Origin of the sequence: Kitasatospora phosalacinea, from assembly GCF_030268885.1 — a bacterium.
In the GTDB taxonomy this organism is placed as follows: Bacteria; Actinomycetota; Actinomycetes; order Streptomycetales; family Streptomycetaceae; genus Kitasatospora; species Kitasatospora phosalacinea_C.
This window is the reverse complement of sequence record NZ_BSSA01000011.1, coordinates 89252-101995: the sequence shown is the minus strand read 5'-3', so window position 1 is coordinate 101995 and position 12744 is coordinate 89252. Positions and strand designations below refer to the sequence as shown.

Sequence of the window (12744 nt, the reverse complement as noted above, 5' to 3'; positions counted from 1 at the left end):
TTCTCTCTCTGTCTAGTGACGGGGTTCGGACTACCAGCGGTAGTGCGCGAAGGCCTTGTTGGACTCGGCCATCTTGTGGGTGTCCTCGCGACGCTTCACGGAAGCGCCCAGGCCGTTGCTGGCGTCGAGGATCTCGTTGAGCAGACGCTCGGTCATGGTCTTCTCGCGACGGGCGCGGGAGTAGCCGACCAGCCAGCGCAGCGCCAGGGTGTTGGCGCGGCCCGGGCGGACCTCGACCGGCACCTGGTAGGTGGCGCCACCGACGCGGCGGGACTTGACCTCGAGGGTCGGCTTGACGTTCTCCAGGGCGCGCTTGAGCGCGACCACCGGGTCGGCACCGGTCTTCTCGCGGACGCCCTCGAGGGCGCCGTAGACGATCCGCTCGGCGGTGGAGCGCTTGCCGTGCAGCAGGATCTTGTTGACCAGCGAGGTCACCAGCGGGGAGCCGTAGACCGGGTCGATGATGACCGGGCGCTTCGGGGCGGGGCCCTTACGAGGCATTCTTACTTCTCCTTCTTGGCGCCGTAGCGGCTGCGGGCCTGCTTGCGGTTCTTGACACCCTGGGTGTCGAGCGAGCCGCGGATGATCTTGTAGCGGACACCAGGAAGGTCCTTCACACGGCCACCGCGGACCAGCACGATGGAGTGCTCCTGCAGGTTGTGGCCCTCGCCCGGAATGTAGGCGGTGACCTCGATCCCGCTGGTGAGGCGCACACGGGCGACCTTGCGGAGAGCCGAGTTCGGCTTCTTCGGGGTGGTCGTGTACACACGCGTGCAGACGCCGCGGCGCTGGGGCGAACCCTTCAGTGCGGGCGTCTTGTTCTTCTCGACCTTGTCCTGCCGGCCCTTTCGGACCAGCTGCTGGATCGTAGGCACCGTTTCTCCGTTTTCTGTGTGCCAAGGCTTGGTGGAACTAACCTGCGGTATGGCCCGCACACTCCGACCCACGCGGTCGGGCGTGTTGGGCCTTCTTCGGGGGAAGAATCGCGGAATCCCATGAGCTGCGCTGCGGCTACGGCGCGCACCGAGCGGGTGGAGTCTCCGCTGCGGCGGCCGATCTGCTGGCACGCACAAGGACCCGGGCACACCCCAGGCACAAGGTCAGAGCGTACCTAGCGCACAGGCGGCGGTCAAAACAAATGGGGCGCACCCGGCCGTGCGCGCCCTCGGGCCCCGCACGGGATCGGGCGCCGGGCGGGGCGAGTGCGGCTCAGCTCCCCGACGAGGCCACCACCATGACGAGCAACAGCATGACGACCAGCGACAGCCAGCCCATGATCAGACCCAGCACCGCCAGGCCGTCCCCGTCCTCCCCGGTGGTGCGCAGCTGGGCGCGGGCCCGGTGGCCGACGACGACGGCGGCGGTGCCGGCGACGCCGAGCGCGACCAGGCCGACCGGGCCGGCGATGGCGGCGGTGAAACCGGCCCCCGGCAGCGTCAGGCAGCCGATCGTCGCGGAGGCCACCGCCAGGCCGTTGTGCCGGGTGGGCACCCGCGGCAGGGGGGCGGGCATGAAGGTGGGCGGCACCACCGGGACGGGCGCGCCGAACGGCTGCACCATCGGCCCGGACGGCAGGTCGGCCACCAGGGCGGCCAACTGCCCGTAGGTGCTGGCCTGGTAGGTGGCGGACATCCGCTGCTCGTACTCGGCGGCGGTCAGCCGGCCCTCGGCGAACGCGGCCTTCAGCACGTCGACGGTGCGCTCCCGGTCCGAGTTGGCGGCCCGCATGGCGGACTGCGGCGTCGGTGCCGGCTGCCAGGGCTGCTGCCCGTACGGCGCCGGCTGACCCCATTGACCTGCCACCGCGGCCACCTCCGAATCCCCGTGCTGCGATTGCGCTCCCAGGATGCAGGACGAACGGCGGCGCCGGGTAGTTGCCGGGGCGGGGCGGGAACCGGTGGCGCACCGCCGTTCGGGGGATGTCCGGGCAACCGAATGATCATAGGGTCGCAGCGGCACCCCGTACCGGACCGCCCGCGAAGGAGACCACCTGCCATGGAGGCGACCACCCCGCCGCCCGCCGTCTCGATCCGCGACCTGTGGAAGCGCTTCGGTGCGCAGACCGCCGTCGCCGGGCTGAGCCTGGACCTGCCCGCCGGGTCGTTCATCGGCCTGGTCGGCCCGAACGGGGCCGGCAAGACCACCACGCTGTCGATGGTCACCGGGCTGCTGCGGCCCGACCGGGGCACGGTGCTGGTGCACGGCGCGGACGTCTGGCAGGACCCGGTCGCGGTCAAGGCGCGGATCGGCATCCTGCCCGAGGGGCTGCGGATGTTCGAGCGGCTCAGCGGGCGCGAACTGCTGCGCTTCAACGGGCGGTTGCGCGGGCTGCCCGGCCCGGAGACCGACCGGCGGGCCGAGGAGCTGCTGGCGGTGCTGGACCTGACCGGCTCCGCCGACAAGCTGGTCGCCGACTACTCCACCGGCATGCGCAAGAAGATCGGCCTCGCCGCCGCGCTGCTGCACAACCCCGACGTGCTGTTCCTGGACGAGCCGTTCGAGGGCGTCGACCCGGTCTCCGCGCAGACCATCCGCGGGGTGCTGACCAGGTACGCCGCCTCCGGCTCCACCGTGGTGTTCTCCAGCCACGTGATGGAGCTGGTCGAGTCGCTGTGCGACTGGGTCGCCGTGGTCAACGCCGGGCAGGTGGTCGCCGCCGGGCCCACCGAGCAGGTGCGCGGCGGGACTTCGCTGCACCAGGCGTTCCTCGGGCTGGTCGGCGTCCGCGAGGACGACGGGAACGCGCTCGACTGGCTGGGCGGGGGTCAGCGGTGAGCGCCGCCCCCGCGGACGACCGCGCCACCGCCCCCGACCCGGCCGCCGACCGCGCGGTCGTCCGGGCCCTGGTCGCGCTCAAGCTCCGGCTGCTGCGCAACGGGCTGCGCCGCAGCCGCGGCCTGGCGGTCGGGTACGTGCTCGGCCTGCTGATCGGGCTGCTGTTCGGGCTGTCCGGGGCGCTCGGGCTGGTGGTGCTGCACGGTCGGGCGGGAGCGGCGGACGCGGCCGCGGTGCTGGTCACCGGGCTGACGGTGTGCTGGGCCGCGATGCCGCTGTTCTTCTTCTCCAGCGACGAGAGCGCCGACCCGACCCGGCTGACCGTGCTGCCGCTGCGGGAGTCCGTGCTGCTGCGCGGCACCCTGCTGGGCGGCCTGGTCGGTCCCGGGCCGCTGATCAACCTGCTGCTGCTGGTCGGCGCCGCGGTGGCGGCCGGGCGGGGCGCGGCCTCGGCGGCGGTGGCGGTGCTCGCGGTGCCGCTGGTCCTGCTGACGCTGGTGGCGCTGATCCGGTCGGTCGGGGCGGCCAACGCCCGGATGCTGTCGAGCCGCCGCGGCAAGGACTTCGCGATCTTCGGCGGCCTGCTGTTCGCGGTCCTGGCGCAGGCCGGGAACCTGGGCCTGCAGAGCACGCTGAACGGCTCCGGCCGGGGCATCGACCTCTCGGTGCTGCACCCGTACGCCTCGGTGGTGCGGTGGATCCCGCCGGTGGCGGCGATCGACGCGGTGCGCTCGGCCGGGGAGGGCGCGTACGCGGTCGCCGCCGGGCAGTTGCTGCTCACCGCGGGGGTGCTGGTGCTGCTGCTGCGCTGGTGGCTGCGCAGCCTGCGGGAGCTGATGGTGAGCGGCGACTCCTCGACGCTGCTGGAGTCCTCGTCCACCGCCTCCGCCCGGGCGGAGGGCCTGTGGCGGCTGCTGCCCGCGGGCCGGGTCGGCACCGTCGCCCAGCGGCACCTGCGGTACGCCTGGCGGGAGCCGCGGGCGAAGGCCGCGGTGTTCACCGGGATCGGCATGACCGCGGTGTTCGCGGTGCTGTCGGTGGTGCAGGGCTGGGGCTCGGTGTACGTGATCGCGATCGGCGGGATGATGCTCGGCCTGCAGTCCGGCAACCTGTTCGGCATGGACGGCTCCGGGTTCTGGATGGTCGCCGCGACCCTCGGCACCCGGCGCGACGCCCGGGACGAACTGCGCGGCCGGGTGCTGGCGATCACGCTGTACGCGGTGCCGGTGCTGCTGCTGTTCGGCCCGCCGGTGGCCGCCCTCACCGGCGACTGGGCCGACCTGGCCCCGGCGCTCGGCCTGGCGCTGGCCGTGCTCGGCACCGCGCTCGGCCTGGGCTGCGTGCTCAGCGTGCTCGCCCCGTACGCCCTGCCCGCCGACGGCAACCCGATGCGCAACGCGGCGCCCGGGCAGAACGGCGCGGTGATGCTGAACGCCTTCGGCTCGATGGTCGGCGTGGCGGTGCTCTGCCTGCCGGTCGGGGCGCTGCTCGGCTTCCTGCTGCTGGGCCACCACCCGTCCTGGCCGCTGCTCCCCGCGGGCGCGCTGTACGGGGCGGGGCTGGCGCTGCTGGGGATCCGGCTGGCCGCGGGGCGGCTGCTCGGGCGGGCGCCGGAGATCCTCGCCAAGGTGATCGAGCGGTGACGAGCCGCCCCCGAGCGGGTGCGGGGACGGCGGCGCGCCGACCGGTGTCGCCGGGCGACCGCCGCGGGGCGTGGCTGTCCCTGCTGGCCGCCGTGCTGCTCGCGGCCGTCGCGGGCTGGGCGCTGCTGGGGGCGCTGCCCGCCGCCCGGGCCGAGCAGCGGGCCTTCGCGGCCGCGCCGCGCTGCCCGGCGGCGGACGGTGCGGCGTGCGTCCTGGAGGTGCCGCTGACCGTCGTCGGGAAGGAGCACCGGGGCGGGAAGCGCGAAGCCTGGTGGCTGCGGCTGGCCGGGGCGGACGGCACCGCCTTCCGGCCCGAACTACCGGACGGCGACTCGCTGTTCGGGGCCGCGGACGGTGCCCGGGTCACCGCCGAGTTCTGGCGCGGCGGCCTGGTCGCGCTCCGGCTGGACGGCGCGCGGCAGGAGACCACGGCGACGCCGAACACCGGGCACCACCTCCCGCTGGCCCTGGGCCTGGCCGCCCTGCCGCTGGCCGCGGGCGCGCTCTGGCAGGCGCTCTGGCTGGGCCTGCGGTCGTGGCGCAACCCGCTGGCCCGCCCCTGGCAGCTGCGCTGGGCCCGGGAGGCGGCGCTCGCGTCGGCCGCGGTCGGCGTGCTCGCCGGGGCGGTCGACGAGCCCGACGTCCCGTACGCCCAGGTGCTGGCGTTCCTCGGCGTACCGGTGCTGGCGGCGGCGGCCGGTCGGGCGCTGCTCCTGCGCCGCCGCGACCGGACGCCGCTGGTCGACGTCCCGGCCGTGGCGGCCCCGGACCGCGTCTGCGTCCCGGGCGCGGTGGCCGGCCCGGGCGCTCCCCCGCGGACGACGGGGCACGGCTGCCTGGTCGTCGTCGACGGCCGGCTGTCCACCGCGCTGGACGAGGGCCTGTCGGTGCGGCCGTACCCGGCCCGGCTGGTGGTGGAGCGGGTCCGGCGGCCGTTTCGGGACGATCCCCTGGTGGGTACGGGCAAGAGGCCGCTGGCCGTCGAGTGCCGGGAGGCGGGGTCCGGCGCGCCGGTGCTGCTCACCCTCGACGCCTCCGACGCGCCGCCGCTGCTGGCCGCCCTCCGGGCGGGCGACGGCGGGGCGGGATGACGGCGGGCCGTGGGGAAGGATCCGGCGCCCGCCCGCGCAGCGGCTGACGCCGGACGAGCAGCAGCGGGTCGGGGGGTCCGTCGCGGTGGCGGCGCCGACGACGGTCGTCCGCAGGTACGCCCGGCAGAACGCGGGGCGTCTGCGCCTGCTCGGACCGGCCGCGGCACCGCACCTGACCTGCGGCGTTCCCGGGCGGCGCCGGGCGGTGCGGCGCGCTCCGGCATCATGGAGGGCGTCCCCTCCCCCGTCCCCCGCAGGAAGCAGGAACCGCCGTGGCCAGCACCGATCAGCCCGTGGACGAGCTGGTGGCGGAGGCGGTGGCCCGGGTCGCGGGTGCGCCCGCCGACGGCCTGGAGTACGTGGTGGACGGGGCCGCGTCGCTGCTGGCGGCCTCGGCGGAGCGGTGGCCCGCGGTGAGCCGGGCGCTGCTCGGGGCGGCGGAGCGCTCGGTGGGCCGCTGCTGGGCGGCCGGGTGGCAGCCCGCCGACCTGGTGCGGGTGGCCCGGCGGGAGCTGGGCCCGGTGCAGGTCGCGCTGGCGGCGGACCTGATCGCGGCGGAGGGCCGACGGCACCCGGCGGCGGCCCTGGACCGGCGCTGGCGGGAGCAGCTGCGGGAGCTGGACGCGCACCCGTGGTGGCCCTCCGACGAGGCGTACCTGCCGGAGTTCGCGGCCCGGCACCGGCTGGACCGGTTCGCGCTGGCCACCGCCGCGCTGGAGCTGCTGCGGGCCTGGGCGCTGCTGCCGCCCGTCCAGCCGGTGGGCCCGGCGCCCGGGCAGGCCGCCCCGCGGGCGGGGGCGCCGCGCGCGGACGAGCCGCGGATGCTGGGCCGGATCCGGGCGCTGCTGGCGAAGGCCGAGTCGACCGGGTTCCCGGACGAGGCGGAGGCGCTGACCGCGAAGGCGCAGGAGCTGATGGCCCGCCACTCGATCGACGAGGCGCTGCTCGCGGCGGGCGGCGGCCGGTCGGCGGACGATCCGGCGGCGGTGCGGATCGGCGTGGACAACCCGTACGAGGGCCCCAAGACGATGCTGCTGGACGCCGTAGCGGCGGCGAACCGGTGCCGGGTGGTGTGGGCGAAGGAGTTCGGGTTCTGCACGGTGGTCGGCTTCGACGCCGACCTGGACGCGGTGGAACTGCTCTACACCTCGCTGCTGGTGCAGGCCACGGCCGCGATGCACCGGGCGGGCAGCCGCAAGCACAAGGACGGCGCGGCCCGCACCAAGGCGTTCCGGCAGTCCTTCCTGGTCGCGTACGCGGCCCGGATCCGGGAGCGGCTGGCGGACGCCACCGAGCGCGCCACCGAGGAGGCCGCCCAGCAGGCCGCCACCGGTCGCGCGCCCGCCGCCGACCCGGACGGCACGCCGCTGCCGGCCGTCCCCGACGGCGGCCTGCTGCCGGTCCTGGCGGCCCGGGCGGAGGCGGTCGACGACGCCGTGGGCAGAATGTTCCCCAAGCTGGTGTCGCAGCGGGTGCGGGTGAGCGACGGCGAGGGCTGGGCCGAGGGCCGGGCCGCCGCCGACCGGGCCTCCCTGCACCGCGGCTCAGGACGCATCGAGCGCTGACGGCCCGTCGGCGCACACGGGGGGACGAGGATGGACTTCAGGGAACGGGTACGGGGCGCCCTGCTCGGCGGGGCCCTGGGCGACGCCCTGGGCTGGCCGGTCGAGTTCCGGCGCCTGGACCGGATCCGGGCCGAGTACGGGCCGGAGGGCCTGACCGACCTGGCCGACGCCCCCCTCGGCGGCCAGGTCACCGACGACACCCAGATGACCCTGTTCACCGCGGAGGGCCTGCTGCGCGGCGGCCGCCCGGAGGACCTGCACGCCGCCTACCGCCGCTGGTTCACCACCCAGCGGATGTCCGGACCCGGCCCCCGGCCCGACGGCTGGCTGGCCGCCCAGGAGTTCCTGTACGCCTCCCGGGCCCCCGGCAACGCCTGCACCACCGGCGTCGCCACCGGCTACCGGCCCGCCGCCCCGTTCGGTCAGGACGGCCCGGTCAACCCCGGCTCCAAGGGCTGCGGCACCGTCATGCGCTCGGCCCCGTTCGGCCTGATCGGCCTCGACCCGGAGCAGGCCTTCCGACGCGCCGCGGTGGCCGCCCAGCTGACCCACGGCCACCCCACCGGCTACCTCGCGGCGGGCGCCTTCGCCGCCCTGGTCACCCTGGTCGCCACCGGCACCCCGCTGCGCCCGGCCGTCGACGCGGTCCTCGTCCGGCTCGACGCGCAGGACCGGGGCGCGGAGACCGCCGCCGCGCTGCGCCGGGCCCTGCGCGTGGCGGCGGAGGGCCCCGGCAGCGCGGAGGCCGTCGAACGCGTCGGCCTCGGCTGGATCGCCGAGGAGTGCCTGGCCGTCGCCGTGTACGCGGCCCTGGTCGGCACGGACGCCCGCGCGGCCCTCGTCCTGGCGGTCAACCACTCCGGCGACAGCGACTCCACCGGCGCGGTCTGCGGCAACCTGGTCGGCGCGCTGCACGGCCTGTCCGGCCTCCCCGCGGACTGGTGCGAGCTGGTCGAGGGCCGCGACGTCGTCCTCCAGGTGGCCGACGACCTGGTCACCGCGTTCGCCCTCGGCAACCGCACGGCACTGGACGGCCGCTACCCGACCGGCACGTGATCCAGGGGGCTCGGGGAACGGCGAGTCCGTGCTGCTGACGGCCGGAGCCCACCGATGTGTCCGTGCTGCTCCGGGCCGTCCGAACAGAACCCGAAGCCACCGCACGCAACGGCAGTGCACCGCCAGCAGCCCCGAGCCCGCCGTTCCCCGGGCCCCTGGCGGGCCCCCTCAGTCCCAGAGCGCCCCGAAGGCCAGCAGCTCCTCGCGGTACTCGATCCGCTCCGCCCACTCCCGCGGCCAGGCGTCCGCGCCGTGCCTGGCCCCGGCGAACGCGCCGGCCAGGCAGGCCAGCGAGTCGGAGTCGCCGGAGGAGACCGCGGCGCGGCGGACGGCGGCGACCGGGTCGTCGGGCAGCAGGAGGAAGCAGAGCAGCGCGCCGGCGAGGGCCTCCTCGGCGACCCAGCCCTCGCCGGTGCGCTCGCACGGGTCGGCCTCGACGTCCCCCGCCGCGAGCGCCGCGTCGAGCCGGTCGAGGGCGCGCAGGCTCTCGTCCCAGCCACGGGCGATGAACTCCTCCGGGGAGCCGAAGTGGTCCCGGGCGGCGAGGTCGCCGAGCCAGGTCGCGTCGTAGCGGGTGCGCTGCTGCTGCGCGTGGGCGCGCAGCCGGGCGGGGAGTTCGGCCGGTTCGACGCCCCGGGCGAGCCAGCGGACGGTGAAGGCGGTGAGTTCGCTGGCGGCGAGCGCGGTGGGGTGGCCGTGGGTGAGGCCGGACTGCAGCTGGGCGGCGCCGGCCACCTGGCGGTCGGTCAGTTCGCGGACCAGGCCGAGCGGGGCGACCCGCATGTTGGCGCCGCAGCCCTTGGAGCCGAGGTCGCTGGCGTCCTGCCAGGGGCCCCCGGTGGAGAGCCGGAAGCAGGAGCGCAGGCAGGTCATGCCGGGGGCCCGGTCGTTGCTCGGGGAGCGCCACCAGTCGACGAACTCCGCGCGCAGCGGCGGTTCGAGGCGCAGCGGGGCGAGCGGCCCCTCGGCGAGGGCGTCGCGCAGGGCGCGGGCGAGCGCGAGCGTCATCTGGGTGTCGTCGGTGACCTGGGCCTTCTTCGGGAGCGGGAGGTCGCGCCAGTCGGGGCTGAGCAGTCCGATCTCGTGGAGGTTCAGGAACTCGGTGCGCTTGCCCAGCGCGTCGCCGATCGCCAGCCCCAGCATCGCTCCCGTCGCCCGTCGCACCGTGCGCCCCTTCTTCGAACCTCGGTCCTCAGACCTCGACCAGTAGCTGTTCCAGCCCGCGGATCACGTAGCCGGGGCGCCAGTCGGGCTCGCGCAGCAGCCGTAGCCCGGGGGCCTTGCGGAGCAGTGCGCCGTAGGACTCGGTGAGTTCCATTCTGGCGAGCGGGGCGCCGAGGCAGAAGTGGATTCCGGCGCCGAAGCTGAGGTGCGGGTTGTCGGTGCGGCCGAGGTCGAGCCGGTCGGGGTCGGTGAAGCGGGCGGGGTCGCGGTTGGCGGAGCCGAACAGCAGCGCCACCTCCGCACCGCGCGGAACGGTCGTGCCGCCGACCTCGACGTCGTCCAGCACCCAGCGCTCGAACATCTGCAGCGGGGTGTCGTACCGCATGAGTTCCTCGACGGCGGTGGGCAGCAGTTCGTCCACCGCGCCGCGCAGCCGGGCGAGTTGGTCGGGGTTGCGGAACAGGGCGAGCCAGCCGTTGCCGGTGGTGTTGACGGTGGCCTCGTGGCCCGCGTTGAGCAGCAGGACGCAGGTGGAGACCGTCTCCTGCTCGCTGAGCACCTGCCCGTCCTCGGCGGCCAGGGCCAGGGCGCTGATCAGGTCGGGGCCGGGTTCGGCGCGCCGCTTGCGGATCAACTCCCGCAGGTAGGCCGAGAACTCGAGGCTGGCGGTGACGGCGCGGCGGGCGGTCTCCGGGCTGGGGTCGAGTTCGAACATGCCGGTGATGTCGGCGGACCAGGGGCGCAGCAGGTGCCGGTCGGGGGCGGGGATGCCGAGCATCTCGGCGATCACGGCGACCGGCAGCGGTTCGGCGACCCGCGCGATCAGGTCGCCGCCGCCGTCGGCGAGCAGGCCGTCGACGAGTTCGGCGGCGAGGCGCCGGACGGTGGGGCGCAGCGACTCGACCGTGCGCGGGGTGAAGGCCTTGGCGACCAGGCGGCGGATCCGGGCGTGGTCGGGGCCCTCCAGGTCGAGCAGCCCGTGGTCGTTGAGGGTGTGGAACGGCTCGTGCGCCGGATCGGGCGCGGGGCGGCCGAACTCCTCGTGGGTGAAGCGGTGGGTGTAGGTGCGGCCGAGCCGACGGTCCCGCAGCAGCGCGTTGACGTCGGCGTACCGGGATACCAGCCACTGCCCGGTCGGCTCGTGGTGGTGGACGGGCGCCCGTTCGCGCAGGGCGGCGTACGCGGGGTAGGGGTGGGCCACGAACTCGGCCGACCAGGGGTCGAAGGCGTCGGTCGTCACGGGGGTCCTCCCTGGTCGTCGGGCCGCCATGCTACGTCGGCCGCCCACCCCCGCCCCGTCCCGGACCGGCCCCCGCCCGGGGAGGGCGGTCAGACCTCGGACAGGTCGCCGTCCACCAGGCGGGCCACCAGCTCCGGGAGCGCCTGCGAGATCGGTGTCCGGATCACCTCGTGCGCGGCCCGGTCCCAGGGCGTGGGTTCGCCGTTGACCACGATCAGCCGTGCGTCGTGCTCCAGCGCGATCTTCGGCAGCAGCGCGGCCGGGTGCACCTGCAGCGAACTGCCGACCGCCAGGAACACCTGGCAGTTCCTGGCGATCGCGTCGGCCTGCTGCAGCACCCGCTCGTCCAGCGCCTCGCCGAACATCACGGTGCGCGGGCGCAGCACGCCGCCGCACTGCTCGCAGGCCGGGTCGTCCTCGCCCGCGGCGACCCGCTCCAGGGCCTCCGTCATCGGGCCGGTGGCCCGGCAGCGCACGCACTGCACCTCGGTGGCCGTCCCGTGCAGTTCGAGCACCTTCCGCGGCGGGAGCCCGGCGGCCTGGTGCAGGCCGTCCACGTTCTGGGTGAGGACCCGCACCGGGACGCCCGCGCGCTCCAGTTCGACCAGTGCCCGGTGGCCCGCGTTGGGCGCGGCGCCGATCGCCCCGGCGTCCCGCCGCATCAGCCAGGAGCGGCGGCGCACCTCGCGGCTCGCCAGGTACGGGCCGATCGTCACCAGTTCCTGCGCGCTCGGGTCGCGCTGCCAGAGCCCTTGCGGGCCGCGGTAGTCGGGGATCCCCGAGTCCGTGGAGATGCCCGCCCCCGTCAACACCGCCACCAGCGGTCGCTTACCGGTCATGCCCCGGAGGGTACGGGCCGCACCCGCCCGCGGCCACCGGTTATCACCGGCAGGAAGGCGGCCAGGTACAGCGCCGCGCCGACCGCCAGGTAGTCCAGGGACGCGCCCATGGCCAGGGTGCCCAGCAGCACCAGGGCGGGGCTCCACCAGGGGGTGGCGCGCCGCAGGGCCAGCCGGACCAGCAGCGCGATCAGGCCGACGTACAGCAGCATCGGCACCACGTCGTACACCAGCGGCTGCGCGCCCGGCACGGACCGGACCCGGTCGAACACCGCCGAGCGGGCCTCCCGGTCGGCGGAGACGGCGTTCGCGTACAGGTCGATCCCGGCCTGGGCCAGCCCGGCGGTGACGCCCGCCCAGCCCGCCGCCAGCCAGGCCCGGCCCCACCGCGAGTCCCGGCCGCCCAGCCGCCACAGTTCGTGCAGGCCGACGCCCAGCAGGGCCAGGGCGGCGAACAGCGCCAGGTGCCCCACCGTCCAGCCGACGCCCACGTCGCGCGAGCCCGGCAGCAGTCGCACCACCCCGTACACCGCCATCAGCCCGGCCGACCATCCCAGTGCCCGACGCCTTGTCACCATCTGCCCCGACCCCCTTGTGAGTGTGCCTTCTCCGACACCCCCAACCCTGCCGCGGCGGGCCGCCGCACACCTCCCCCGTGCCGGTGAGAGTCGGACCTCCCCCGCGGGGAGGAGTCGGCTACTCCCCCGCGGTGACCGCGCCCGCCTCGTAGGCGAACACCACGGCGTGGACGCGGTCGCGCAGGCCGAGCTTCTGCAGGAGGTTGCTGACGTGGGTCTTGACGGTGTGCTCGCTGACCACCAGGGCGGCGGCGATCTCGGCGTTCGACATGCCGCGGGCGACCAGCCGCAGGGTCTCCAACTCCCGGGCGGTGAGCGACTCCAGGAGCCGTCCGAGCGGCCGGGAGAGGGCCAGCGGGCCAGCGGCCTTGCGGGCGGTGACCTCGCCGATGACCCGGCGGGTGACGGACGGGGCGAGCAGCGCCTCGCCGGAGTGGACGACCCGGACGGCGTGGACGAGGTCGTCGCGGCGGACGTCCTTGAGCAGGAAGCCGCTGGCCCCGGCGTACAGCGCGTCGAAGACGTAGTCGTCGACGTCGAAGGTGGTCAGCATGACCACCTTGCAGTCGGGGTGGTCGGCGCAGACCCGGCGGGCGGCCTCCAGGCCGTCCATGACGGGCATCCGGACGTCCAGCAGCAGGACGTCGGGGGCGTGTTCGCGGACGGCCGCGACGGCCTGCTGCCCGTCGCCCGCCTCGGCGACGACCTCGATGTCGGGCTGGGCCTCCAGGATCATGCCGAATCCGGCCCGGACCAGCTCCTGGTCGTCGGCGATCACCACGCGGATGGTCAA

At 75.6% G+C, this 12744-nt stretch carries 13 protein-coding genes; 5 read left to right on the top strand and 8 right to left on the bottom strand.

What is annotated here, in order from left to right; all coding sequences use genetic code 11:
* Positions 1–30 precede the first annotated feature (30 nt).
* The 3 genes from rpsG to QSK52_RS17800 form a co-directional block, all read right to left on the bottom strand.
* A complete protein-coding gene (gene rpsG / locus QSK52_RS17810; RefSeq protein WP_030457432.1) occupies positions 31–501 on the bottom strand; it encodes a 30S ribosomal protein S7 in 471 nt (156 codons plus the stop codon).
* A 2-nt stretch (positions 502–503) separates the two neighbouring features.
* Positions 504–875, bottom strand: coding sequence for a 30S ribosomal protein S12 (rpsL, locus tag QSK52_RS17805; protein WP_014144289.1), 372 nt, complete (start codon positions 873–875; stop codon positions 504–506).
* A 334-nt stretch (positions 876–1209) separates the two neighbouring features.
* Positions 1210–1803, bottom strand: coding sequence for a DUF1707 and DUF4190 domain-containing protein (locus QSK52_RS17800; protein ID WP_285737066.1), 594 nt, complete (start codon positions 1801–1803; stop codon positions 1210–1212).
* A 192-nt stretch (positions 1804–1995) separates the two neighbouring features.
* Between QSK52_RS17800 and QSK52_RS17795 the strand changes: the two genes are divergently transcribed.
* From QSK52_RS17795 to QSK52_RS17775, 5 genes are all read left to right on the top strand, one after another.
* Positions 1996–2775 carry an ABC transporter ATP-binding protein gene (locus QSK52_RS17795; RefSeq protein ID WP_285737065.1) on the top strand — a complete coding sequence of 260 codons (780 nt, stop codon included), beginning with the start codon at positions 1996–1998 and terminating at the stop codon, positions 2773–2775.
* Positions 2772–4418 carry a transporter gene (locus tag QSK52_RS17790; RefSeq protein WP_285737064.1) on the top strand — a complete coding sequence of 549 codons (1647 nt, stop codon included), beginning with the start codon at positions 2772–2774 and terminating at the stop codon, positions 4416–4418. Before QSK52_RS17795 ends, QSK52_RS17790 begins: the two co-directional genes overlap by 4 nt.
* Complete coding sequence (locus tag QSK52_RS17785; protein WP_285737063.1) at positions 4415–5509, top strand: hypothetical protein; 1095 nt, start codon at positions 4415–4417, stop codon at positions 5507–5509. Before QSK52_RS17790 ends, QSK52_RS17785 begins: the two co-directional genes overlap by 4 nt.
* 272 nt (positions 5510–5781) lie before the next feature.
* On the top strand, positions 5782–7074 hold the full coding sequence (locus QSK52_RS17780; RefSeq protein WP_285737062.1) for a DUF2786 domain-containing protein: 1293 nt from the start codon (positions 5782–5784) through the stop codon (positions 7072–7074).
* 30 nt (positions 7075–7104) lie between these two features.
* Positions 7105–8130: an ADP-ribosylglycohydrolase family protein gene (locus tag QSK52_RS17775; RefSeq protein WP_285737061.1), complete on the top strand. Its 1026-nt coding sequence runs from the start codon at positions 7105–7107 to the stop codon at positions 8128–8130.
* 168 nt (positions 8131–8298) lie between these two features.
* Here QSK52_RS17775 and QSK52_RS17770 read toward each other — a convergent pair whose 3' ends face one another.
* The 5 genes from QSK52_RS17770 to QSK52_RS17750 form a co-directional block, all read right to left on the bottom strand.
* On the bottom strand, positions 8299–9273 hold the full coding sequence (locus QSK52_RS17770) for an ADP-ribosylglycohydrolase family protein (RefSeq protein WP_285737159.1): 975 nt from the start codon (positions 9271–9273) through the stop codon (positions 8299–8301).
* Between the two features lie 49 nt (positions 9274–9322).
* Positions 9323–10564 carry a cytochrome P450 gene (locus QSK52_RS17765; RefSeq protein ID WP_435053278.1) on the bottom strand — a complete coding sequence of 414 codons (1242 nt, stop codon included), beginning with the start codon at positions 10562–10564 and terminating at the stop codon, positions 9323–9325.
* A 59-nt stretch (positions 10565–10623) separates the two neighbouring features.
* Entirely contained in the window at positions 10624–11373 is a 750-nt protein-coding gene (locus tag QSK52_RS17760) for an SIR2 family NAD-dependent protein deacylase (RefSeq protein WP_285737059.1), read from the bottom strand.
* Entirely contained in the window at positions 11370–11951 is a 582-nt protein-coding gene (locus QSK52_RS17755) for a hypothetical protein (protein WP_285737058.1), read from the bottom strand. The genes QSK52_RS17760 and QSK52_RS17755 overlap by 4 nt, the downstream gene beginning before the upstream one ends.
* Positions 11952–12069: 118 nt before the next feature.
* Positions 12070–12744 (bottom strand): response regulator, encoded by a 675-nt coding sequence (locus tag QSK52_RS17750; RefSeq protein ID WP_285737057.1) that lies wholly within the window; start codon positions 12742–12744, stop codon positions 12070–12072.